At 64.8% G+C, this 19,698-nt stretch carries 19 protein-coding genes and 2 pseudogenes; 11 read left to right on the top strand and 10 right to left on the bottom strand.

Annotation, left to right across the window (positions count from 1 at the left end):
• The first annotated feature begins 2 nt into the window (after positions 1-2).
• From DPM33_RS11400 to DPM33_RS11390, 3 genes are all read left to right on the top strand, one after another.
• Positions 3-1,046, top strand: coding sequence for an NAD(P)-dependent alcohol dehydrogenase (locus tag DPM33_RS11400; RefSeq protein ID WP_112097523.1), 1,044 nt, complete (start codon positions 3-5; stop codon positions 1,044-1,046).
• A 72-nt stretch (positions 1,047-1,118) separates the two neighbouring features.
• Positions 1,119-1,808 carry an aquaporin gene (locus DPM33_RS11395; RefSeq protein ID WP_112097522.1) on the top strand — a complete coding sequence of 230 codons (690 nt, stop codon included), beginning with the start codon at positions 1,119-1,121 and terminating at the stop codon, positions 1,806-1,808.
• Between the two features lie 154 nt (positions 1,809-1,962).
• The gene (locus DPM33_RS11390; RefSeq protein ID WP_167449026.1) at positions 1,963-2,442 is read left to right on the top strand and encodes a DUF1097 domain-containing protein; all 480 of its coding nucleotides are present in this window, start codon (positions 1,963-1,965) and stop codon (positions 2,440-2,442) included.
• Positions 2,443-2,543: 101 nt separating this feature from the next.
• Here DPM33_RS11390 and DPM33_RS11385 read toward each other — a convergent pair whose 3' ends face one another.
• The 7 genes from DPM33_RS11385 to DPM33_RS11355 form a co-directional block, all read right to left on the bottom strand.
• Complete coding sequence (locus tag DPM33_RS11385; protein ID WP_112097520.1) at positions 2,544-4,619, bottom strand: sigma-54-dependent Fis family transcriptional regulator; 2,076 nt, start codon at positions 4,617-4,619, stop codon at positions 2,544-2,546.
• Between the two features lie 79 nt (positions 4,620-4,698).
• Positions 4,699-5,172 (bottom strand): hypothetical protein, encoded by a 474-nt coding sequence (locus DPM33_RS11380; RefSeq protein ID WP_112097519.1) that lies wholly within the window; start codon positions 5,170-5,172, stop codon positions 4,699-4,701.
• Positions 5,173-5,328: 156 nt separating this feature from the next.
• Complete coding sequence (locus DPM33_RS11375) at positions 5,329-6,627, bottom strand: NAD(P)/FAD-dependent oxidoreductase (RefSeq protein WP_112097710.1); 1,299 nt, start codon at positions 6,625-6,627, stop codon at positions 5,329-5,331.
• Positions 6,624-7,601 (bottom strand): branched-chain amino acid ABC transporter permease, encoded by a 978-nt coding sequence (locus DPM33_RS11370; RefSeq protein ID WP_167449024.1) that lies wholly within the window; start codon positions 7,599-7,601, stop codon positions 6,624-6,626. The genes DPM33_RS11375 and DPM33_RS11370 overlap by 4 nt, the downstream gene beginning before the upstream one ends.
• On the bottom strand, positions 7,598-8,506 hold the full coding sequence (locus DPM33_RS11365) for a branched-chain amino acid ABC transporter permease (protein WP_112097518.1): 909 nt from the start codon (positions 8,504-8,506) through the stop codon (positions 7,598-7,600). The genes DPM33_RS11370 and DPM33_RS11365 overlap by 4 nt, the downstream gene beginning before the upstream one ends.
• On the bottom strand, positions 8,503-9,252 hold the full coding sequence (locus DPM33_RS11360; RefSeq protein WP_112097517.1) for an ABC transporter ATP-binding protein: 750 nt from the start codon (positions 9,250-9,252) through the stop codon (positions 8,503-8,505). The genes DPM33_RS11365 and DPM33_RS11360 overlap by 4 nt, the downstream gene beginning before the upstream one ends.
• A complete protein-coding gene (locus DPM33_RS11355; RefSeq protein WP_112097516.1) occupies positions 9,249-10,049 on the bottom strand; it encodes an ABC transporter ATP-binding protein in 801 nt (266 codons plus the stop codon). Before DPM33_RS11355 ends, DPM33_RS11360 begins: the two co-directional genes overlap by 4 nt.
• A gap of 145 nt (positions 10,050-10,194) precedes the next feature.
• Here DPM33_RS11355 and DPM33_RS11350 point away from each other — a divergent pair, with 145 nt between their 5' ends.
• Genes DPM33_RS11350 through DPM33_RS11325 form a run of 6 tightly spaced genes read left to right on the top strand, consistent with a single transcriptional unit; the run spans position 10,195 to position 14,558 of the window.
• On the top strand, positions 10,195-10,923 hold the full coding sequence (locus DPM33_RS11350; protein ID WP_112097515.1) for a GntR family transcriptional regulator: 729 nt from the start codon (positions 10,195-10,197) through the stop codon (positions 10,921-10,923).
• Complete coding sequence (locus DPM33_RS11345) at positions 10,920-11,417, top strand: DUF3830 family protein (protein WP_112097514.1); 498 nt, start codon at positions 10,920-10,922, stop codon at positions 11,415-11,417. Before DPM33_RS11350 ends, DPM33_RS11345 begins: the two co-directional genes overlap by 4 nt.
• Positions 11,410-11,763 (top strand): TIGR04076 family protein, encoded by a 354-nt coding sequence (locus DPM33_RS11340; protein WP_112097513.1) that lies wholly within the window; start codon positions 11,410-11,412, stop codon positions 11,761-11,763. Before DPM33_RS11345 ends, DPM33_RS11340 begins: the two co-directional genes overlap by 8 nt.
• Complete coding sequence (locus DPM33_RS11335; RefSeq protein WP_112097512.1) at positions 11,760-12,815, top strand: aldo/keto reductase; 1,056 nt, start codon at positions 11,760-11,762, stop codon at positions 12,813-12,815. The genes DPM33_RS11340 and DPM33_RS11335 overlap by 4 nt, the downstream gene beginning before the upstream one ends.
• Before the next feature lie 5 nt (positions 12,816-12,820).
• On the top strand, positions 12,821-13,249 hold the full coding sequence (locus DPM33_RS11330) for a DUF4440 domain-containing protein (RefSeq protein WP_112097511.1): 429 nt from the start codon (positions 12,821-12,823) through the stop codon (positions 13,247-13,249).
• 49 nt (positions 13,250-13,298) lie between these two features.
• The gene (locus DPM33_RS11325; protein WP_112097510.1) at positions 13,299-14,558 is read left to right on the top strand and encodes an ABC transporter substrate-binding protein; all 1,260 of its coding nucleotides are present in this window, start codon (positions 13,299-13,301) and stop codon (positions 14,556-14,558) included.
• 173 nt (positions 14,559-14,731) lie between these two features.
• Here the strand turns inward: DPM33_RS11325 and DPM33_RS11320 are convergent, their stop codons facing one another.
• The 3 genes and pseudogenes from DPM33_RS11320 to DPM33_RS11310 all read right to left on the bottom strand — a co-directional run.
• Positions 14,732-15,487: an SDR family NAD(P)-dependent oxidoreductase gene (locus DPM33_RS11320; RefSeq protein WP_112097509.1), complete on the bottom strand. Its 756-nt coding sequence runs from the start codon at positions 15,485-15,487 to the stop codon at positions 14,732-14,734.
• 87 nt (positions 15,488-15,574) lie between these two features.
• Positions 15,575-16,843, bottom strand: a pseudogene (gene otnK / locus DPM33_RS11315) (3-oxo-tetronate kinase).
• Positions 16,840-17,508: pseudogene (locus tag DPM33_RS11310) on the bottom strand (hydroxypyruvate isomerase family protein); the annotation flags it as partial. The pseudogenes otnK and DPM33_RS11310, both read right to left, overlap by 4 nt.
• Positions 17,509-17,595: 87 nt before the next feature.
• Between DPM33_RS11310 and DPM33_RS11305 the strand changes: the two are divergent.
• Both DPM33_RS11305 and DPM33_RS11300 read left to right on the top strand, forming a co-directional pair.
• The gene (locus DPM33_RS11305; protein ID WP_245442077.1) at positions 17,596-18,354 is read left to right on the top strand and encodes a GntR family transcriptional regulator; all 759 of its coding nucleotides are present in this window, start codon (positions 17,596-17,598) and stop codon (positions 18,352-18,354) included.
• Between the two features lie 324 nt (positions 18,355-18,678).
• Positions 18,679-19,638, top strand: coding sequence for an ABC transporter substrate-binding protein (locus DPM33_RS11300; protein ID WP_245442076.1), 960 nt, complete (start codon positions 18,679-18,681; stop codon positions 19,636-19,638).
• Positions 19,639-19,698: the final 60 nt, after the last annotated feature.

Below are 19,698 nucleotides of genomic sequence, written 5' to 3'. Positions count from 1 at the left end.
CGATGAAAGCTGCCAGACTTTACGAATACGACCCGAAAATGAACGTGAAGCTCAAGATCGAGGAGGTCAGGGCGCCGACGATCACGGCTCCTGACGAGGTGATCGTGCGGGTCGGCGCCGCCGGCCTCTGCCGCACCGACCTCCACATCATCGAAGGGGTGTGGAAGCCGACAATGGACCCCGAGGGCACGCTGCTGCCCTACATCATGGGCCACGAGAATGCCGGCTGGGTCGAGGAGGTCGGCAGCGGCGTCAGATCGGTCAAGCGCGGCGACGCGGTGATCTGCCATCCCTTCCGTTCCTGCGGCATCTGCCTCAACTGCCGCCACGGCGAGGACATGTACTGCGACAATGGCCAGTTCCCCGGCCTCGGCATGAATGGCGGCTTCGCCGAATACTTCATCACCAGCGAACGCTCGCTGATCAAGCTCAACGCCAACGTCACGCCGATCGAGGTGGCGCCGCTGGCCGATGCCGGCATCACCGCGTATCGCGCGGCCAAACGCGCCGCGAAGCTCTTGCGGCCCGGCAGCTATTGCGTCCTGCTCGGCATCGGTGGGCTCGGCCATATCGCGCTGCAATCGCTGCATGCGATCTCGGGCTGCCGGATCATCGCCGTCGACCGCGAGCCGGCCGCGCGCGTGCTGGCCAAGGATCTTGGCGCCGATTTCGTGCTCGACGGCGGGCCGAACGTCGTCGAGGAGGTGAGGGCGATCACCGGCGGCGGCGCCCATGTGGTCATCGACTTCGTCGGCGAGCTCGGCGTCGAGAACATCTGCTGGAAGATGGTGCGCAAGGGCGGCCAGTTGTTCGTCGTCGGCTATGGCGGCTCGGTCAACGTGCCGACCGCGCATTTGGTCATCGAGGAGATCAACATCGGCGGCAGCCTGGTCGGCAATTTCACCGAGCTCGTCGAGCTGATGGAGCTCAACGCCGACGGCAAGGTGAAGATGCACTACACCGAATACAACCTCGCCAGCATCAACACCGCGCTCGACGATTTCAAGAACCGGCGGTTCATCGGCCGCGGCGTCATCGTGCCGTGAAACGCCTGGACCGAACGCCGCGCCGACCGGTGCGGTGCCCCGGTCCCATCATCATCCAGAGGGAGACAGCATATGAACAAATACATCTGTGAATTCGTCGGAACCTTCGCGCTGGTCTTCTTCGGCTGCGCAACGGTTCTGTTCATGCGCGCCGAGGTCGGCCTGCTCGGCGTCGCCATGGCCTTCGGTCTGTCGGTGGTGGCGATGGCCTATTCGATCGGACCGATTTCGGGCGCGCATCTCAATCCGGCGGTGAGCCTGGGCGTCTTTGTTTCCGGCCGGATGAAATCCGGCGATCTGATCGGCTATGTCGTCGCGCAATGTCTGGGGGCGATCGTCGCATCGGCGGTGCTCTATGTGATCGTGGAAGGGAAGGGCGGCGGCTACGACGTCGCCGCGAACGGCTTTGCCCAGAACGGCTGGTCGGCCTATTCGGCGACGTCGGCCTTCCTGTTCGAGGCAGTCGCCACCTTCCTGTTTCTGGTCGTCATCCTTCGCGCGACCGCCGAGGGCGGCGCCGGACCTCTGGCCGGCCTGGCGATCGGGCTCACGCTGGTCATGATCCACCTTGCCGGCATCGCCGTGTCCGGGTCGTCCGTCAATCCGGCCCGCTCGCTCGGCCCGGCGCTCTTTGCCGGCGGAGCTGCACTGTCGCAGCTGTGGCTGTATATCGTCGCGCCTTGCCTTGGTGCCGCCGTAGCCGGACTGGCATTGCGCGCCGGGGTGATCGGCGCGAGCGAGCCCGCGGCTCAGCCGGCCTGACGGCTTGCCGGACCCGGCAACCTTTTCTTCTGAACCCTGTGGCTGATGCCATGGCGTTTTCCGCATCGGGACGTCAACGAAGCGCGATCCTGAAACGAGTTTCTTTGCTTCGAGCTTTGGAAAACGGGAGGACAATATGGATCTTATCACAGGGTTGGCCGTCGTCATCGGCATTATGGGCGGCATTGCAACGTGGGCAGCGATCACCATCGGCAACCCCTATCTGCTGATCTGGGCGGTGTTTGTAGGCTGGGGGAGTTTCTATCACTGTGGCGGCAAGGAAGCCGGTTTCAAGAATTCGGCGGTTGCAAACCTCTGGGGAGCGGTCTGCGCAGCCGGCGCACTGATAGCACTGACGTCCATTGGTGTTACGGCGGTCATGGCCGGCATTTGCGTCGGCATTTCAATCGTCGCGCTGATACTCGCCGCCAAGCTGCCGTTGCTGAGCGCCATTCCGTCAGCGGTCTACGGCTATGCAACGACTGCCGCGCTTTTTCTGCTTGGTGCCGCCGCCTATGGCGAAGGCATCGGCGCCATTACCAAGGTCGCGGCCGCTGTGGTTATCTCGCTGATCATCGGCAACATCCTCGGCTACGTCTCGGAGAAAGTGACCGGTGCTGTCGTAAAGGTCTGATCATTCCCGGACCCGCCCCCTGAAGGCGGCTGGGCGACGAACTTCCCCAATCCGCGGCGCTAATGCCGCGGATTTTTTTGTGCCGGAAAACGGGCCTGGGTCTAGAGGAAACCGCGCCGAATGCCGTACTGGTCGAGCTTGCGGTAGAGCGTCGGCCGCGAAATGCCCAGTCTCTGGGCGACCTTGCTCAGATTGCCGTTCTCCGCGGCAAGAGCATTCCTGATCGCCTGACGCTCGGCATCCTCGAATGTGCATACCGGCACCTCGAGCATGGCGGCGGGATTGTCGTTGTGCATGGTTGCGCCATCGCGATTGCCGACGGTGATCTCCCATGGGAGATCCCGGAGGTCGATGGTGCTGTCGCGCGCCAGGATATGCAGGCGTTCCATCAGGTTCTTCAGCTCGCGCACATTGCCCGGCCAGCGATAGGCCTGCAGCGCGTCGAGCGCGAGGCTTGAAAACCGCAGCGGTTCGCTGCCGGCCTTGTCCGCGATATGGCGGTTGAAATGCTCGACCAGCAACAGCGCGTCCTCGCCGCGCTCGCGCAACGCGGGGACGCGGATCGAGACGGCGCCGATGCGGTAATAGAGGTCGCTGCGGAAGCGCCCGGCCGCGACTTCCTGCTTGAGATCGCGATTGGTCGAGGCGACGAGGCGGGCGTCCACCGGGCGCCCCCTGCTGTCGCCGATGCGGTGAACGACACGCTCTTCCAGGACGCGCAACAGGAATGGCTGGATCTCGAGCGGCAACTCGCCGATTTCGTCGAGGCTGAGGACGCCGCCATTGGCCTGCTCGAAAACGCCCGCCTTGCCGTCACGCGAGGCGCCGGTAAAAGCGCCGGCCACATGGCCGAACAACTCGCTGCCGAACAGCTCCCTGGTGATGGCGCCGCAATTCAGCGCGATGAACGGGTCATTGTCGGTGCGCCGACTGCCGGCATGGACAAGCCGCGCGAACAGCTCCTTGCCGACGCCGGTTTCGCCTTCTATCAGCAGCGATGTCACGCCGCTCGACCGAGCCACGCGGCAGGCGACATCGATGGCGGCCAGCAACTTTTCGCTTTCGCCGACGATCATCGACGTCACTGCCTGCAATTGCTTGTCCGCTGCCCGGTTGATCACCGCGACACCGGAAACGACCGGCGCGGCCGGGAACACGAGAGCGGCGCCGCTGAGATTGCCGTCCAACTTCAGCGGCGTGACATGGCAGGACCGCAGATGCGCCGGCAGCGCCTTGGCCAGATCGCTGTCGGAGCCGGACGCCGGCAGGTTCATGAGCCAACGACCGCGGCCCGGCTCGATCGGGCCGTCCGTCATCTCCGTCGTGTCGCCATTGGGCACGTTGTTGCAGAAGATCGCCCGGCCACGGTGATCGACGATCACCAGGCCGTCCTTGCCGCGATAGCCGGGTGACGAGGAAATGAAGGCTTCGAGCAGGCGGGTGCGCTGTTCCTGCTGCTGCTCGGCCAGCGCCTTTTCGATCTGCCTGGCGGTGGCGGCGACGAGTGCGGTGTTGTGGGGGCGGAAGATCGGCGAATAGCCTGACAGGTCGACGACGCCGATGATCTTTCCATCCAACGGGTCGCGGATCGGCGCGCCGGCGCAGGTCCAGCCTTTGATGCCGGCGCAGAAATGCTCGGCCGCGTGGACGAAGATCGGTTCGCCGGTCCAGAGCGCGGTGCCGATGCCGTTGGTCCCGACGGCGCCCTCGTTCCATTTGCCGCCGATGGCGAGATGGATGTCCATGCCGTCATGCAGGGTCTTCTTGTCGCCGATGGCTTCGATCAGCACGCCGTCGCTGTCGGCCAGCACCAGCATCGCTCCCGTCCCCTCCAGCAGCGGACCAAGAGAGGCGAACGGCCGCCGCGCCGCCGAAAGCAGCTCGGCGTTGGCGCGGGTCAGATACTCGATCTCGTCGCGGTTGCTGTTGAGGGGAGCCTCGACACCCTGCGCGTTGATCCCGCCAGTGGCGCTGCGGTACCAGGAATCGTGGATCAGCGAGCGGACCTGGACCGGATCGCGCGCGCATTGCGGCGCGTCGGACAGAAAATTTTCCCAGGCGCGCATGGTGGCGCGCTCGTCATAGTCGATGGAGTCCAGGACCAGTCCAGTGGTCATCGGCGCACGCGCCGGGAGAGCACCGGTCTTCATCTGGTTGGTATCGATCCCGCGTTTCATTCAGCCATCACAGAACCTTTGGGGGCATGCTATTTCTGTATGCTGTCGGGCTGCGCTCGGATGGTCGTTCGCAGATGCGCTAGGCGATGCCGAGTTTCACTCCGATGTCGGCGGCAAGCTGTTCTTCGGTGTAGGTGGCCCCGAGCCGGGACCCGTCCAGGTCGGCAAGCACTTGTGCGACAGCCTCATCGACGGGCGAAAAGAAGCCGTTCTGCTTCGTCGCCAGGACAAAGACCTGCGCACCGTCGCGGCTGCGGATATCGCCGATATGGTGGAGTTGGCGGCCTGTATTCCGGTCCACCGAGACCACCCGGCCATTGATGCTGACGCGAATGGATGGATCGGCCTCGGCCGCGACCGGCGAACCACCGCCAACATGGATGATCAGTCCTTCGGCTCGCGGTTTCTGGCGCGGTTTCCTGGACGCCGAATAGCCCCCGCCGCTGATCTGGTCGGCAAGGCGCACGATCGTCGAGCGGTTCTGTTCGATCATTCGCTTGACCTGAACATCCTCGCGCCGCGGGCCGTCCCGCTTGGAGATGATTTCGACCATGAATCCTCCCAGATTCACTCGCCGTTCGTGACGGGTCGCGGTTTCTTTTTTTTGACCCTACACGACCTCGGCGGGGTTCGCCATTCGTTCGTTGGCTAGCACGAAAAAGTGCGTAGCTGGTAGCAGGCGGCTGCTACAGGCTGTTCGAAATCTGTCCTAACCGGTCCGATCCAGCCGGTCGCGCAGCATGCTCCACGGCAACAGAATGTTGGGCGCATAGCGCAGCAGGCCGTGGAACGGGATCGGCGCCGGCGGCGCGAATGGCAGCGGCAGGTCGCGGGCTTCTGTCCCGGCCGCCCAGTCGGCCAGCACCTTGCCCATGGCCGTGGTCATGGCGATGCCGCGACCGTTGCAGGCGCGCGCGGCGATCAGACCCGGGCCGAGGTCAATCAGATGCGGCAGGAAATCCGGCTCGACGGCGGCTATCCCCGACCAACTGTACTCGAGCGGCGGCAAGTCAGGCAGCTCCAGACACGTCGAAAGTCGCCGCCAGATTGTTTGCGGCACGCGCCCGTCGGCGCCCGCGCCTACCACATGCATGCCGCCGCTGATCAGGCGGTTCTGGGCATCGAAGCGGAAGGTGAGAAGATTGCGTCTGGTGTCGGAAAAACCCTGACCGCCGGGCAGCAGGCGCTCTCGCATCCTCAACGACAGCGGCGCCGTCGCGATCTGGAAAACCTTCAGTGGAAAATAGGTCCGCCGCAATGTCGGATTGAGCGCGCCGCCATAGGCGTTGGTGGCGATCAGCACCTTGCCGGCACGCAGTGAACCCGACGGCATCTTCAGCGTCCAGCCGTCGGACGCGCGGTCGATCGATGCGACGCGCGTGTGCTCGAAAATCCGCGCGCCGGTTTTTTCGGCCGCATCGGCCAATCCGCGCGCGAATCCGACCGGATTGAGCACGCCGCCCGAGCGGTCCATCCAGCCGCCGACATAGAAGCGTGCGCCGGTCATCGCCTCGGTTTGTTGTCGGTCGAGCATGACCGCCGGCCTGCCGCGCTTCGCCCATTGCCGGGCGCGGGACCGGATCGTTTCGAGAGCAGCCGGTGAGTGCGCCGCCTGTATCCAGCCGTTCTGCACCGCGTCGCAGGCGATGCCGTGCTTGTCGATCAGGTTGAAGACGAGGTCGGCGCTGCTTGCGGCGAACCCGATCAGCCGCTCGCCGCGCTCCGCGCCGAGATGCGTCACTATGGCGTCCGGATCCATCTTGGCGAAGTTCGGGACGACGAAGCCCGCGTTGCGGCCGGTCGCCCCCCAGGCGATGATTTCGGCTTCGACGACAGCCACCGAAAGGCCTTTGCCGGCGGTATGGAGCGCGGTCGACAGGCCGGTGAAACCGCCGCCGACGATGGCAAGGTCGACATCGAGCCTCTCATCCAGCATTGGCCGGGCATGGCGATCGCGGCTGACCGCGTGCCACAGGGAAAGCGCCTCCTGCCGCGCCATTGCGTTCAGGATCCGCTTTCGCCGGCGATGACCTTCGCCTTTTTGCCGAAACGAACCTGCCGTGGACGTTGACCGAACAGGCCGTTTGGCCGAACCAGCAGGATGACGCACAGCATAACGCCGATGGCGACGATTTGCAGAGATGCGGCTCGTGCCTGTTGTTCCGGAGCGAAGAGCACGCTGGTGAGCGCGCCCGAGCCCGCCCATATCGCCCAGACCAGCACGCTGCCTGCAACGGCGCCGGCGTTGCTCCCGGAGCCGCCGACGATCAGCATCACCCAGACCTGGAAGGTGAGGATCGACAGGTAGTTGTCGGGCGCGATGAAGCCGATGAAATGCGCCTGCAGCGCGCCGGCAAGCGCCATGATCGCTCCGCCGACGGCAAAGGCCTGGACACGATAGAAGCGCGCGCTCTTGCCGAGCGAGACCGCCGCGCGTTCGTCCTCGCGCAGCGCCTTCAGCACCCGGCCCCAGGGGCTGTGCGCGAGATGTTCCAGCGCAAGATATGCGGCCAGCGTCACAGCCAGGACGATGGCGAGGTTAGTCAGATTGAAGAGCAGCGGTGTTTCGGCAAGGCCGCCGAACGGGCGTGGAATGAAACCGATGCCGAAAGGTCCGCCGGTCAGCGTCTGCGCATTGAGCGCCACAAGTTGCACCACCACCGCGACGCCGAAGGTAGTGATGGCCAGGTAGTCGGATCTGAGGCGCAGCGTGGCGAAGCCGGTGAGGGCCGCGGCCAGACCGCCGACGACCATCGCGCCCAGACAGCCGACGACGATCGGCAGGCCAAGGCCGCCCAGTCGCGCGGGATCGTCGGGCGTGGTCAAGAGCGCGGACGTGTAGGCTCCGATGGCGACGAAGCCGGCGAGGCCGACATTGAACAGGCCGGTCAGTCCCCATTGCAGGTTGAGGCCCAGCGTGATCAGCGAGAAGATCAATGCCGTCGTCAGGAAGAAGGCGCCGTAGCCCACCAGATCGATCATCTCTCGCGCACCCCGAAGAGCCCGATGGGGCGCACGATGAGCACTGCCATCAGGATGATGAAGGAAACCGCGGCGCGCCATTCAGCGCCGATCAGCTGTACCGCGCCGGCTTCGGCGAGGCCGATGATCAGGCCGCCGACCACGGCGCCCGGAATGCTGCCAATGCCGCCGAGGATGGCGGCGGCGAACATCGGCAGCAGCATGTCGAAGCCCATCAGCGGACGGATCTGCACCAAGACGCCGATCATCACGCCGGCGACGCAGGCAAGTGCCGCGCCGATGACCCAGGTGACCCGCACGACGCCGGCGACGTCGATGCCGGCGATGCGGGCAAGGGCCGGGTTCTGGCTCATCGCCTGCATGGAGCGGCCGGTCTGGGTGCGGGTCGTCAGAAGGTGCACGCCGAGCACCAACGCAGCTGTTAGGAAGAGCAGCGCGATCTGGTCGGGCGTGATGCGGATGCCAAGGCCGACCGGCATGGCGATCTGGATGGCGCGGCTGAAATAGGTCGGGCGCGAGGTGAAGACGAATTCGAGCAGGCTTCTCAGCGCCATCGAGGCGCCGAAGCTGCCCATGACGACAATGATCGCCTGTTCCTGCCGGCGCAGCCGCGAGAAGAGCAGCTTGTCGAGCAGCAGCGCCAGCAAAGCGGTGAAGGCCATGCCGACGATCAGGCCGAGGATGAGCGGCCAGCCGAAGGACAGCGGCGCGATCGGCGCCACCTTGCCGAACAGGGCGCCGATGGCGCCGACGCAAACCAGCGTCGCATAGGCGCCCCAGGCCATGAAGTCGCCATGAGCGAAATTGGAGAAGCGCAGGATCGAATAGGTCAGCGTCACGCCGATGGCGCCGAGGCCGATCATCGAGCCGGCGAGCAGCCCGTCGACGATGAATTGCAGGCTCATGCCGCGCCTCCCGCTTCCCGCTTGAGCGGCCGCTGGCCGAGATAGAGCTCGGCGACGACAGGATCGTCCCACAGCGTCGAGGCGACGCCCTCATGCCGCTCCTTGCCCTCGACAAGCACATAGGCGCGGTCGCCGATGGCAAGGGCTGCCTTGGCGTTCTGCTCGACCAGAAGGATGGTGACGCCGGACTTGCGGATGGCTGCCAGCATCTCGAACACCACCGCCACGAATTTCGGCGACAGGCCAGCCGACGGCTCGTCGAGCACCAGCACCTTGGGATGGACGATCAGCGCCCGCGCCACGGCCAGCATCTGGCGCTGGCCGCCCGACAAATTGCCGGCGGCGCTCCGCTTCTGGCGCGCGAGGTCGGGGAACATCGCATACATCTCCTCGATGCTGGCGGGCGCCTGGCGCCGCTCGAGGATGCCGCAGGCGACCTTCAGATTGTCCTCGACCGACATCAGCGGAAAGACGTTTTCGGTCTGCGGCACGAAGGCGAGGCCGAGGCGGACCATGGTGTGGGCGGGCGCCGCGGTGATGTCCTTGCCGTCGAGCAGCACCGTGCCCCGGCTGATCGGGACAAGGCCGGCGACGGCCTTTATCAGGCTCGACTTGCCAGCGCCGTTCGGCCCGAGAACGACGACGATCTCGCCCTTGTCGACGGTGATCGAGGCGCCGCGCACGATCGGCACGCCAGGCTCGTAGCCGGCTTCGAGATCGCGCACGTCGAGCACGGTTTCGCTCATGCCGCGCCTCCGAGATAGGCCTCGATGACACGCGGGTCGCGCGCCACCTCGTCGGCGGTGCCCTCGCACAGGAGCTCGCCGCTCGCCATCACCAGGACGCGATGGCAGAGCCGCGTCACCATGTCGATGTTGTGCTCGATCAACAGGAAGGTGATGCCGCTCCGGTTGATATCGCGGACGCGGTCGATGATGACCTCGAGCAGCGTGGCGTTGACGCCGGCGGCCGGCTCGTCGAGCAGGATGATCGCCGGATCGGCCATCATCACGCGGGCGAGCTCGAGCAGCTTGCGCTGGCCGCCGGAAAGCACGCGCGCCGGCTCGTGCGCCAGCCGGGTGAGTGAGACGAGCTCCAGCAGATCGGCAGCTTTCTTCGCAGCCACCTTCTCCTCGGCCGCGACCCGCCACGGCGTGAGAAAATTGGCGAGCAGCCGCTCGCCGCTCTGCCCTTGCGCGGCAAGCATGACGTTCTCGATCAGCGTCAGATTGGGCAGCGGCCGCGGAATCTGGAAGGTGCGCCCCAGGCCGCGTCCGATGCGCAGATGCGCGGCCTCGCCCGACACCAGCGCGCCGTTGAGCCGGATCTCGCCGCTGGTCGGCAGGATGCTGCCGGCGAGCAGGTCGAACATCGTCGTCTTGCCGGCGCCGTTGGGACCGATCAGGCCGAGGATCTCGCCCGGCCGCACCTCGAACGAGACATTGTTGATTGCCACCAGGCCGCCGAAGCGCCTGGTGATGTTGGTGGCTGCCAGAACCGGCGCATGGGTCTGCGGCCCATGCTGTCTTGCCGTCTCGCTCATCAGTCCCTCTGGCCGAAGCGGTTGTTTCCCGCCTCATGAATATTTTGATATGTGATCACACTTGCTTTGATCACGCTATTCGGCTTTATTTTCTTTCGCAAGACTGAAAACGGCCGGACCCCAGAGGGTCGAGATTGGGAGCGCCATGCAGAAGGCCGCTATCGAGCGCAACAACGAGGTGATCGCCGCGCAGCTCGCGCCGGTCGGCCGCGAGACCGTGCAGGATCGCGTCTATTCCGAATTGCGCCGCGCTCTGATCGGCGGCCTGTTCGAGCCGAGCCAGGTGCTGACGATACGCGGCCTTGCCGACGCGCTGGTCACCTCGACCATGCCGGTGCGCGAGGCGCTCGGACGGTTGATCACGGAAAAGGCGCTCGAGGCGCTGCCCAACCGCTCGGTACGCGTGCCGCCGATCACGCTGGATCGCATAGACGACCTGTTGCGCGCCCGCATCCTGATCGAGGGCGAGGCGATCTCGCTCGCGGCCTCGCGCATGGGGCCGCGCCAGATCGCGACGGTCGAAGGTCTGTTGCGCGAATGGGACGAGATCCGCGCGCTCAAGCACAAGAAGGACGTCGACCGCGAGGTGACGCTCAATCAGAGCTTCCATTTCGAGATCTACCGCGCCTGCGGGTCGGCGGTGCTGATCCCGATGATCGAAAGCCTCTGGCTGCAATCGGGGCCGTGCATCCGTGTCGCCATCTACGCCTTTTCGGAAGCCGGCGAGGTCGATACCGCACATTATCACCGAAGCATCGTCGCGGCACTAGCGGTGCAGGACGCGAAGGCAGCGCGCGAGGCGCTGGTCGCCGACATCAGCCGGCCCTTCGCCTTCCTGCGTGACAAACTGAAATCCGGGATGCAGGCGACATGACACGACGCGCCATAAAAATCAGCGAGCCGCGTTCCGGCCTGTCCGCGACCGCGCTGCTTTTGCCGGAAAAGGCGCCCGAGAACGCCGCCTTCCTGTGGGCTTATCTGGCCGAGCCGCGTGTCGTCGCCGGCATCCATGCGATGTGGACCGGTCCCGAGATTTCCTGCCCTGTGCCGCCGCCGCATCTTCATGGACAGAGCTACGCCCGGCCGCTGCCTGCTGAGAACGCCACCCTGACGCCGCAGCCCGGCGACATCGTGCTCTCCTATGTGCCGCCACGCATGTGGGGCGGCAATCCGAACGCGATCTTCGACATCGGCCTGTTCTACGGCCAGGACGCGCGCCTGTTCTTCCCGATCGGCTGGCTCGCCGGCAGCGTGGTGGCGCAGGTGCTGCCCGAACAGCGCGAGCAGCTCGCCGCCGCCTGCGGAATCATCCGCCGCAACGGCGCGTGCGACATCTCGTTCAGCCTGGTGGAGGCCTCAAATGGCTGACGACAGTTTCGAGCTCTTCGACCTGCGCGTCGAAGCGGTCATTCCCGAGGGCAAGCCGATCTATTGCGGCGCCAAGGCCGGCGACTATTTCGAACTCAAGGGCGAGATGCTGTCGCTGCCGGCGGGGCAGGGCTTTTCGATCTATTCCATTGCCGCCGTGCTGCCGCTGCTCGCGGCCAAGCAGCGGCCGACGCACGCCAACGACTGGATGACGTCGGACGCCGAGATTGCCTGTCCCGACCCGAACTGCGCCAGCCGGCTGAGAATCGTCAGGGTGGCCAAGCGGCGGTTCAGCCATGCCGAAACGACGGCGGTGCCGATGCCGGGGAAGACGGAGCACAAATGACCGCCAGGACTTTCGAGCTAGCCACCGGCTATACCATCTCGCGCGTCATTCGTGGCGGCTGGCAACTGGCCGGCGGCCATGGCGCGATAGACCGCGAGCAGGCGGTGGCCGATCTGATCGCCACTTTCGACGCCGGCATCTTCACCTACGACTGCGCCGACATCTATACCGGCGTCGAGGAGCTGATCGGCGCCGCGCGGCTGCGGCTCGCCAATGAACGCGGTCTCGATGCCGCCGCCAGGATGAAGGTTCACACCAAGCTGGTTCCCGATCTCGAAAGGCTGGCCGGCATCAGCCGCGACTACATCAGGGGCATCGTCGACCAGTCGCTGCGCAGGCTGAAGACCGAGCGCATCGACCTCGTGCAGTTCCATTGGTGGGACTATGCTCAGCCCCGCTATGTCGAAGCGATGGGTTGGCTGAACGAGCTGCGGCTCGAAGGCAAGTTGCGCAATCTCGGCACCACCAATTTCGACACGCTACGGCTCGCCGAGATCCTGGCGGCAGGCATTCCGCTGGTCAGCCAGCAACTGCAATATTCCGTGCTCGACCAGCGACCGGCGGCAAGCCTTGCCGCACTGGCGAAGCAGCATGGCATGCATTTCCTGTGCTACGGTTCCGTCGCCGGCGGCTTCCTCAGCGATCGATGGCTTGGCGCTGCCGAACCGGCGACGCCGCTCGAGAACCGCTCGCTGGTCAAATACAAATTGATCATCGACGACTTCGGCGGCTGGGACCTTTTCCAGCAATTGCTGCGGGCTTTGAAGACGGTCGGCGACCGCCACGGCGTCGACATCGCCACCATCGCCAGCGCCTGGGTGCTGCAACAGCCGCGGGTGGCCGCCGTCATCGTCGGCGCCCGCAACCAGGCGCATGCGCTTGCCAACGCGGCAATCATGGACCTGCAACTGAGCCCTGACGACAAGGCGGCGATCGGCGCCGTGATCGCGCAAAGCCCGGGTCTCGAAGGCGACGTCTACGCGCTGGAGCGCGACCGCCATGGCCGCCACGGCTCGATCATGCACTACAATTTGAACGCAGGCCGGGTGTGAGCGCCATGAGCCAGGAGGCCTCGCTGTTTTCCCGCGCCAGCACCGAGATTGTCGATCTGCACCGCTTCTTCGTCGACTGGTTCGTCGCCGCGCGTGCCGACACCGTCGACTTCGGCCGCTTCGAAGCCGTCATGGGCGAAGACTTGACCATGATCGCGCCGAGCGGCGCGATCCTCGATCGCGATGCGGTCATCGACCATGTCTGGCAAAGCCGCGCCACCTGCGATGACGGCTTTGCCATCTCGATCGAGGACATCAGGCCCGGCTGGCGAACCGACGACACGATCGTCGTCCTCTATGTCGAGGCGCAGTTGCGCGACGGCAAGCGCAGCCGCCGCCGGTCGAGCGCCGTCTTCACCACCAGTTCATCGGCGCCCAACGGCGTCGAATGGCGACATCTGCATGAGACCTGGCTGCAGGTGCCGGAACGCTGAACAGGCTCGAGAGATCAGACCACAGTCGAGTAACTCAAGGGGAACAACAATGAGAAGCACGATACTGAAAATCACCACCGCGCTCGCTCTCGTCACGGTGGCCGGTGCGGCTCACGCCGCCGATTGCAAGATCACCGTCGGCCTCGTCATGGAGCTGACCGGCCCGGCCGGCGAATATGGCCAGGCCGGCGCCAAGTCGGTCGAGATGGCCTTCCGCGACATCAATGCCGCCGGCGGCGTGCGCGGCTGCGACCTCGCGACCGACACGCGCGACAGCCAGAGCCAAGGCAATGTCGCGGTCGACGCCGCGACCCAGCTCGTGCAGGTCAAGAAGGTGCCTGTGATCATCGGCGGCATCATCTCCTCGGTGTCGATCCCGATCCTCACCTCGGTGACCGCGCCGGCGAAGATCGTCCAGGTCTCGCCCGCTTCCTCGTCGCCGACGCTGACCGCGCTCGGCCGCGACGGCAAGACCAACGGCATCTTCTTCCGCACCATAACCTCGGATGCCCTGCAGGGCGTGGCCGCCGCCAAATACGCCGTCGACAAGGGCTTCAAGAAACTGTCGATCATCCACGTCAACAACGACTTCGGCGTCAACATGGTGGCCGAGTTCTCGCGCGCCTATAAGGCGCTCGGCGGCACCATCGTCTCCGACACGCCCTACAACGAGAAGCAGTCGAGCTACGCCTCGGAAGTGACGGCGGCGATGGCCGGCGAGCCGGACGGACTCTATCTCGTCAGCACGCCGGTCGACGGCGCCACCGTCGCCCGCACCTGGATCTCGCAGGGCGGCGTGCAGAAGTTCCTGCTCAATGACGGCATGAACAGCCCCGACTTCATCGACTCCGTCGGGGCCGATTATCTCAAGGATGCCTATGGCACGTCCTCCGGCACCAGCCCGACCGCGTCGACCGACTATTTCAACAAGAACTACAAGGATTTCTCCGGCATCGAGCCGTCGAACCCGGCCGCCGACCGTTCCTACGACGCCGGCGCCATTGTCGGGCTTGCCATCGCCATCGCCGGTTCCGACGACCCGGCCAAGATCAAGGACGCCATGTACAAGGCGGTCGATCCGCAAGGCGCGCCGATCTATGCCGGCAAGGAGGAATTCGCCAAGGCGCTCGGCCTGATCAAGGACGGCAAGCCGATCCGCTACGAAGGTGTCATCGGCCCGGTTTCCTTCGACAAATATGGCGACATCACCGGGCCATTCCGGCTGTGGAAGATCGTCGACGGCAAGGTCACGACCGACGGCGAGATGACCACGGATGATGTCAACGCGCTGCAGGCCAAACTGCAGTAAGGGGAATACTTGCCCGGCGGCGATCCTTCCGACTTGGATCGCCGCTGGACCAGCGGCTTAGAATGTTTCCGCGTTTCGCGGAAACGCCGAGCTGCTCTATCTCTTTGTTTTTACGCAATTCCGAATAGAGGCAACGGCGCAGCAGCCGAGCCCAACCGCTTCGCGCCTTTGCTCTAGCGAGCGCTGCAGCCACCATCGGCCATCAAAATATGCCCGGTCACGAAAGAGGCGTTCGGGCCCGCCAGATAGAGGATCGCGTCGGCGATTTCCCTGGGCTCGGCCCAGCGGCCAATCGGATGCGCGCTCTTGATCGCCGCCTCGCCGGCGGCCGGGTCATCCAGGCCTTCGAGGTAGCGCGTGAGGAACGGCGTATTGATGGATCCCGCTCCCACGGCGTTCACGCGGATGCCGTGTGAGGCATAGTCCACGGCCATCTGCCGCACCAGTTGCAGGAGGGCGCCCTTGGCGGCGCAATAGGCCGCCTGTTCCGGCAAGCCGACGACGCTCGAAATCGATCCCGTCGCCACGATCGAGCCGTTGCCGCGCGCGAGCATCGACGGCAGCGCGCGCCTCGACATCAGGAAGAAGGATTTGGCATTGGCGTTCATGACGCGGTCCCACTCGTCCTCGCTGGTGTCGTGCACGGACTTGGAAATGATGAAGCCGGCATTGCTGACGAGCACGTCGACCGGGCCGAGCCGCTGCTCGGCCGTCGCGAATATATTCTCGACGTCGGCAGCCTTGGTGACGTCCGCGGCAACCGCGACGATGTCGCCAGGCGCGTCCCGTTCCAGATCGGCAACGGCCGGGCTGATATCGGTTGCGCATACCCGGGCGCCGCTTTCGATGAAGAGTGCAACAGCAGCTCGGCCGACCCCGCCTGCCGCGCCCGATACGACGATGGTCTTGCCTTCAAAGCTTCTGGTCATGATGGTCTCCGGTCGTTGATGGTTACACCAGGGTCGATAAGCACCGGCAGGATAGGGGGATCTCCAGTGTCGGCGTCTCCCCTGATTTCAGGCGAGCCGGGACAGCGCTTCCGCGAAGAAGTCCACACCGCCGAAATTGCCGGACTTGAGCGCCATCGCCAGATCGCCTCCTGGATGTCCGATGGTGCGCAGCATCGGCACTCCGGCGGCAAGTTCGTCGCCGACCTCGAACGCTCCGATCGCCAGCCTGTCGACCACGGCGCCCGAGGTTTCGCCGCCCGCGACCACCAGTCGGCGAACGCCGGTTTCGACAAGACCGATGGCGATTTCCGCCAACGCGTTCTCGATCGCCTGCCCGGCCTCGTGCTTGCCGTACGCCTGCTGAATGGCCGCAACCGCCTCGGGGCTGCCGGAGGCTGCGATCAGCACCGGCCCGGCCTCGAGATGGCGTCGCGCGAAATCGAGGGCGTCCTCGACGACGCTTCCACCGGTCACGATATGACGGGGATCGAGGCGCAGAACCGGCATCTGTCTCTCGGCGGCATCGATTTGCTACAGCGTGCGGGCGGAACAGCTGCCGGCAATGACTGCCGCCCGGCCGCCGACGGCGGCAAGCTTCGCCATCGATCCTTCGGCTGGGCGCTCGCTCAGAACCGCTTTGGCTAACCCACCGCCGAGCCCGGAGGCGCCTGTCGAAACGGCGCCGGAGAATGCCAATCTTCCTCCCAGGACATCGAGATCGTGGTCGCCTATGGCGTCGACGATAATCGACTTCCGCCGTCCGGGCATGGTGGCGATTTTCGCCCTGCAACGATCCGGGCCGAGGGTGACCGTTTGGACATCGAGCATATGGACCGCATGCTTCGACTGCCTGGTGAGAACGCGCGCCAGATTGGCGTCGTGCATCGGGTTCATGGGGTGATGGCGCAAAGGGCTTTCGTCGAGCGGGACATCGTTGACGAAGAGGTGTCCCTTGTAGACGGTGCGTCCGGCTTCCGGGAATGCCGGCGTGACGACGGCCCAGTCCTGTCCGGCCCGCTCCATCAGCGCATCGGTGACCGGACCGATATTGCCGGCGTCGGTCGAATCGAAGGTCGAGCAGATCTTGTACATGACGTGGCGGGCGCCGATCCGCCGCAGGAATTCCTCGGCCTCCAGCGCTCTCGCGACCGCGTCGACTGCCGGCGCGGCACGGATCTTCAGCGAGACCACAAGCGCATCGATGGTTTCGAACAGGCCGCGGTCGGTCGGGATGCCTATGGTCTGGGCCGTTCGAAGACCGCATTTGCGCCAGGTGTTGGCAAGGTCGGAGGCGCCCGTGTAGTCATCGGCGATGGCTGCGAGGACGACCGTCATTTGCGGCGTCTCCGGTATGGCGTGAACCAGCCAAGGCCGGACGTCGTCGAACCGGCGGGCTGATACTCGCAGCCGACGAAACCGGAGTAGGTGCTCCTTTCGAGCAGTTCGAAGAAGTACCGGTAGTCGACCTCGCCGGCGTCCGGCTCGTGTCGCGCGGGCACGCCGGCGATCTGCACATGCCCGATCATCGGCCGCAGACAGCGGAAGCTCTCGGTGATGTCGCCATGCATGATCTGGCGATGGAAGACGTCGAACTGAAGCCTGAGGTTCGGCTGGTCGAGTTCCTCGATCAGTGCCGCGGCGCGCGCAAAATCGTTCAGCAAGTAGCCGGGCATGCTGCGGCCGTTGATCGGTTCCAGGAGAAGGTTCAGGCCGTGGGCCGCCAGCTTTGGCGCGGCGAAGTCCACCGCCCGCCGGTAGCTTCTTGCCGTATCGGCGTCTGACGGATCGGCAAGACCGGCCATCATGTGGAGCGAGCGCGCGCCTGTCGCTTGCGCGTAGTCCAGCGCCTTGTCGACGCCTGACCGGAATTCTTCGAAACGGTTAGGCAAGGCGGCAATGCCGCGCTCGCCGGAAGCCCAGTCTCCCGGGGGAAGGTTGAACAAGGCCAGGTCGAGCGCGTGCTGCCTCAGCCGCCTCTCGATGGCCTCGGGCGCGAATTCTTCTCATCAGGGGATCATATTCGTATATAGTCTACATTCCGAATGCCTGTGCAGCCGATCTCCTGCGGTCGCCTTGGGAGGCTCTTGATGCGACATGCAAATGAAACCGGCGCCATCATGGCTCCCATGACGCAGATGGAAAGCACGCAGTTCGCCGCGGAGCAAATCCGCAAGGCGATCATTGCCGGGCACTTCAAGCCGGGTGACAGGCTGGTCGAGCAGCAACTCACCGACATGCTGAACGTGTCCCGGCATCCGGTCCGGGAAGCCTTGCGCCTGCTTGCCCGCGAGGGGTTCGTCGAGCTCAAGCGGAACAAGGGAGCATCCGTCAGCGCGGTTGATGCGGACAGCGTCATTGAAGTCTACAACATCCGCATGGCGCTGGGAAAAATTGCCCTGGATCATCTGCTCGCGGAGCCAGGCCGCCTGGTCCCGGCCGAGCTCAAGCGGCTCGAAAAATTGGCTGAGAACGCCGTCAAGTTTGCCAACCTCGACAGTCAGGCCGAGACGGTCCGAAACGATCTCGAGTTCCAGCAGGCGATCATCGATGCGACGGGGCTGCAGCGGACCATTCGCTACTTTTCCGAGCTGACGGCGGACGTGCGGCGCTTCAACCAACAGCTGGGGGTCGTCTACACAGACCGGAAAGGCGACGCCGAGAAGTATGTGGTCAAGCTTTTCAAGAGCTTGCGCGACGGTGATCTGCGTACCGCGCACGAGATTTGGCACGCCAAGTTCGCGAAGGCGCTCGAGCGTTACCTTTCGCTGATTGCCGACAGCGAATCGGATGGCGCAAGCCGCGATGGCGTGCAGGCCGATCCTCGACGACCGTCAGGCCGGAAATAATCAAGCAAGGGTGGCCGGAGTCGCCCGCTATCCAGCCTCCGACGCGCCGCCGGAACCGCGGCCGCCCGCGCTGCCATAAGCCCGTCGACGAGGAATGGCCCGCTGCTTCGGTTTCGGCGAAGCAAAGGACAGAAAAAGACTTCTTTTGGCGGTCTGGCCCGAATGCTCTCTTGCGGAGCCTAAGAACACGCAAGGCTCGCCTGGGAGGCGACGCACAACAAGAGAGCGGCTGCCGAAACACCGCCCGGCATTGGCCACTGGATGGGCCGATGCCGGCAACAGCCATGGGGAACCACGACAATGAAGACATTCCGAAATTGCTTGATGACCGCGGTCGGCGCGGGCCTGCTCGGCCTGGGGCTTGCCGCTCCCGCCGACGCCGGCGCCATTCGCCTCGGCATGACCACCTGGGTCGGCTATGGGCCGCTGTTTCTTGCCCGCGACCTCGGCTACTTCAAGGAAGCCGGCGTCGATGTCGACCTGAAGATCATCGAAGAATCAGCGCTTTACATGGCAGCGGTGGCCGGTGGCGACCTCGACGGCGCGGCCTCCACCGTCGACGAGCTGATGAAGTACCGCTCGGACGAGCTTTGCTTCAAATATGTGCTGGCGCTCGACGACAGCCATGGCGGCGACGGGGTCGTCACACAGGCAGACGTCAAGTCGCTCAAAGATCTGAAGGGCCAGCAGGTGGCCCTGAACGAGGGCTCGATTTCCGAATTCTGGTTCAACGTGCTGCTGAAAAAGGAAAGCATGACCGAGGACGACGTCACCATCACCAACATGACCGCGGACGACGCCGCGACCGCGTTCATCGCCGGCCAGGTTCCCGCCGCCGTGACCTGGGAGCCGCACCTCACCGAAGTCCGCAAGGGCGGCAAGGGCAAGGTGCTGATCGATTCCACCACGACTCCTGGCCTGATCGTCGATGTGATCGCGCTCAAATGCGATCTGATCGAGAAGCATCCGGAGGACGTGAAGGCTCTGATCAAGGGCTATTACAAGGCGGTCGACTACATCAAGACCAACCCGGACAAGGCCTATGAGATCATGGCCAAGGGCATTGGCGGCTATCTCGAAAAGCCAGAGGATTTCGCCGCCGGCGCCAAGGGCGTGCGCTACTACGACCGCGATCGCAACCTGCAATTCTTCGGCACACCCGAGAAGAGCGAAGCCTCCGACCTGGTGAACTTCGCGCAGGACATCTGGGGCAAGGCCGGCAAGCTCAAGATGACGATCGACGCCAAAACCATCCTCGACACCGATTTCATCAAGGAACAGTGAGCTTTTGAGATCGTCGGGGCTGGCCTGGACCGGCCGGCCCCGCTTTTCCGAAAGCCCGGA

Origin of the sequence: Mesorhizobium hawassense, from assembly GCF_003289945.1 — a bacterium.
GTDB lineage: Bacteria > Pseudomonadota > Alphaproteobacteria > Rhizobiales > Rhizobiaceae > Mesorhizobium > Mesorhizobium hawassense.
Note: the sequence above shows the minus strand (reverse complement) of the source record. Positions and strands in the feature narration are given on the sequence as shown.

Excerpts from the sequence above, each read along its gene's own strand:
- DPM33_RS11320 (WP_112097509.1), bottom strand. The coding sequence starts at position 15,487 with ATGACCAGAAGCTTTGAAGGCAAGACCATCGTCGTATCGGGCGCGGCA.
- DPM33_RS11355 (WP_112097516.1), bottom strand. The coding sequence starts at position 10,049 with ATGAGCGAGACGGCAAGACAGCATGGGCCGCAGACCCATGCGCCGGTT.
- DPM33_RS11305 (WP_245442077.1), top strand. The coding sequence starts at position 17,596 with ATGCGACATGCAAATGAAACCGGCGCCATCATGGCTCCCATGACGCAG.
- DPM33_RS11350 (WP_112097515.1), top strand. The coding sequence starts at position 10,195 with ATGCAGAAGGCCGCTATCGAGCGCAACAACGAGGTGATCGCCGCGCAG.
- DPM33_RS11335 (WP_112097512.1), top strand. The coding sequence starts at position 11,760 with ATGACCGCCAGGACTTTCGAGCTAGCCACCGGCTATACCATCTCGCGC.
- DPM33_RS11400 (WP_112097523.1), top strand. The coding sequence starts at position 3 with ATGAAAGCTGCCAGACTTTACGAATACGACCCGAAAATGAACGTGAAG.
- DPM33_RS11370 (WP_167449024.1), bottom strand. The coding sequence starts at position 7,601 with ATGATCGATCTGGTGGGCTACGGCGCCTTCTTCCTGACGACGGCATTG.
- DPM33_RS11325 (WP_112097510.1), top strand. The coding sequence starts at position 13,299 with ATGAGAAGCACGATACTGAAAATCACCACCGCGCTCGCTCTCGTCACG.
- DPM33_RS11345 (WP_112097514.1), top strand. The coding sequence starts at position 10,920 with ATGACACGACGCGCCATAAAAATCAGCGAGCCGCGTTCCGGCCTGTCC.
- DPM33_RS11380 (WP_112097519.1), bottom strand. The coding sequence starts at position 5,172 with ATGGTCGAAATCATCTCCAAGCGGGACGGCCCGCGGCGCGAGGATGTT.
- DPM33_RS11395 (WP_112097522.1), top strand. The coding sequence starts at position 1,119 with ATGAACAAATACATCTGTGAATTCGTCGGAACCTTCGCGCTGGTCTTC.
- DPM33_RS11300 (WP_245442076.1), top strand. The coding sequence starts at position 18,679 with ATGACCGCGGTCGGCGCGGGCCTGCTCGGCCTGGGGCTTGCCGCTCCC.
- DPM33_RS11365 (WP_112097518.1), bottom strand. The coding sequence starts at position 8,506 with ATGAGCCTGCAATTCATCGTCGACGGGCTGCTCGCCGGCTCGATGATC.
- DPM33_RS11385 (WP_112097520.1), bottom strand. The coding sequence starts at position 4,619 with ATGAAACGCGGGATCGATACCAACCAGATGAAGACCGGTGCTCTCCCG.
- DPM33_RS11360 (WP_112097517.1), bottom strand. The coding sequence starts at position 9,252 with ATGAGCGAAACCGTGCTCGACGTGCGCGATCTCGAAGCCGGCTACGAG.
- DPM33_RS11340 (WP_112097513.1), top strand. The coding sequence starts at position 11,410 with ATGGCTGACGACAGTTTCGAGCTCTTCGACCTGCGCGTCGAAGCGGTC.
- DPM33_RS11330 (WP_112097511.1), top strand. The coding sequence starts at position 12,821 with ATGAGCCAGGAGGCCTCGCTGTTTTCCCGCGCCAGCACCGAGATTGTC.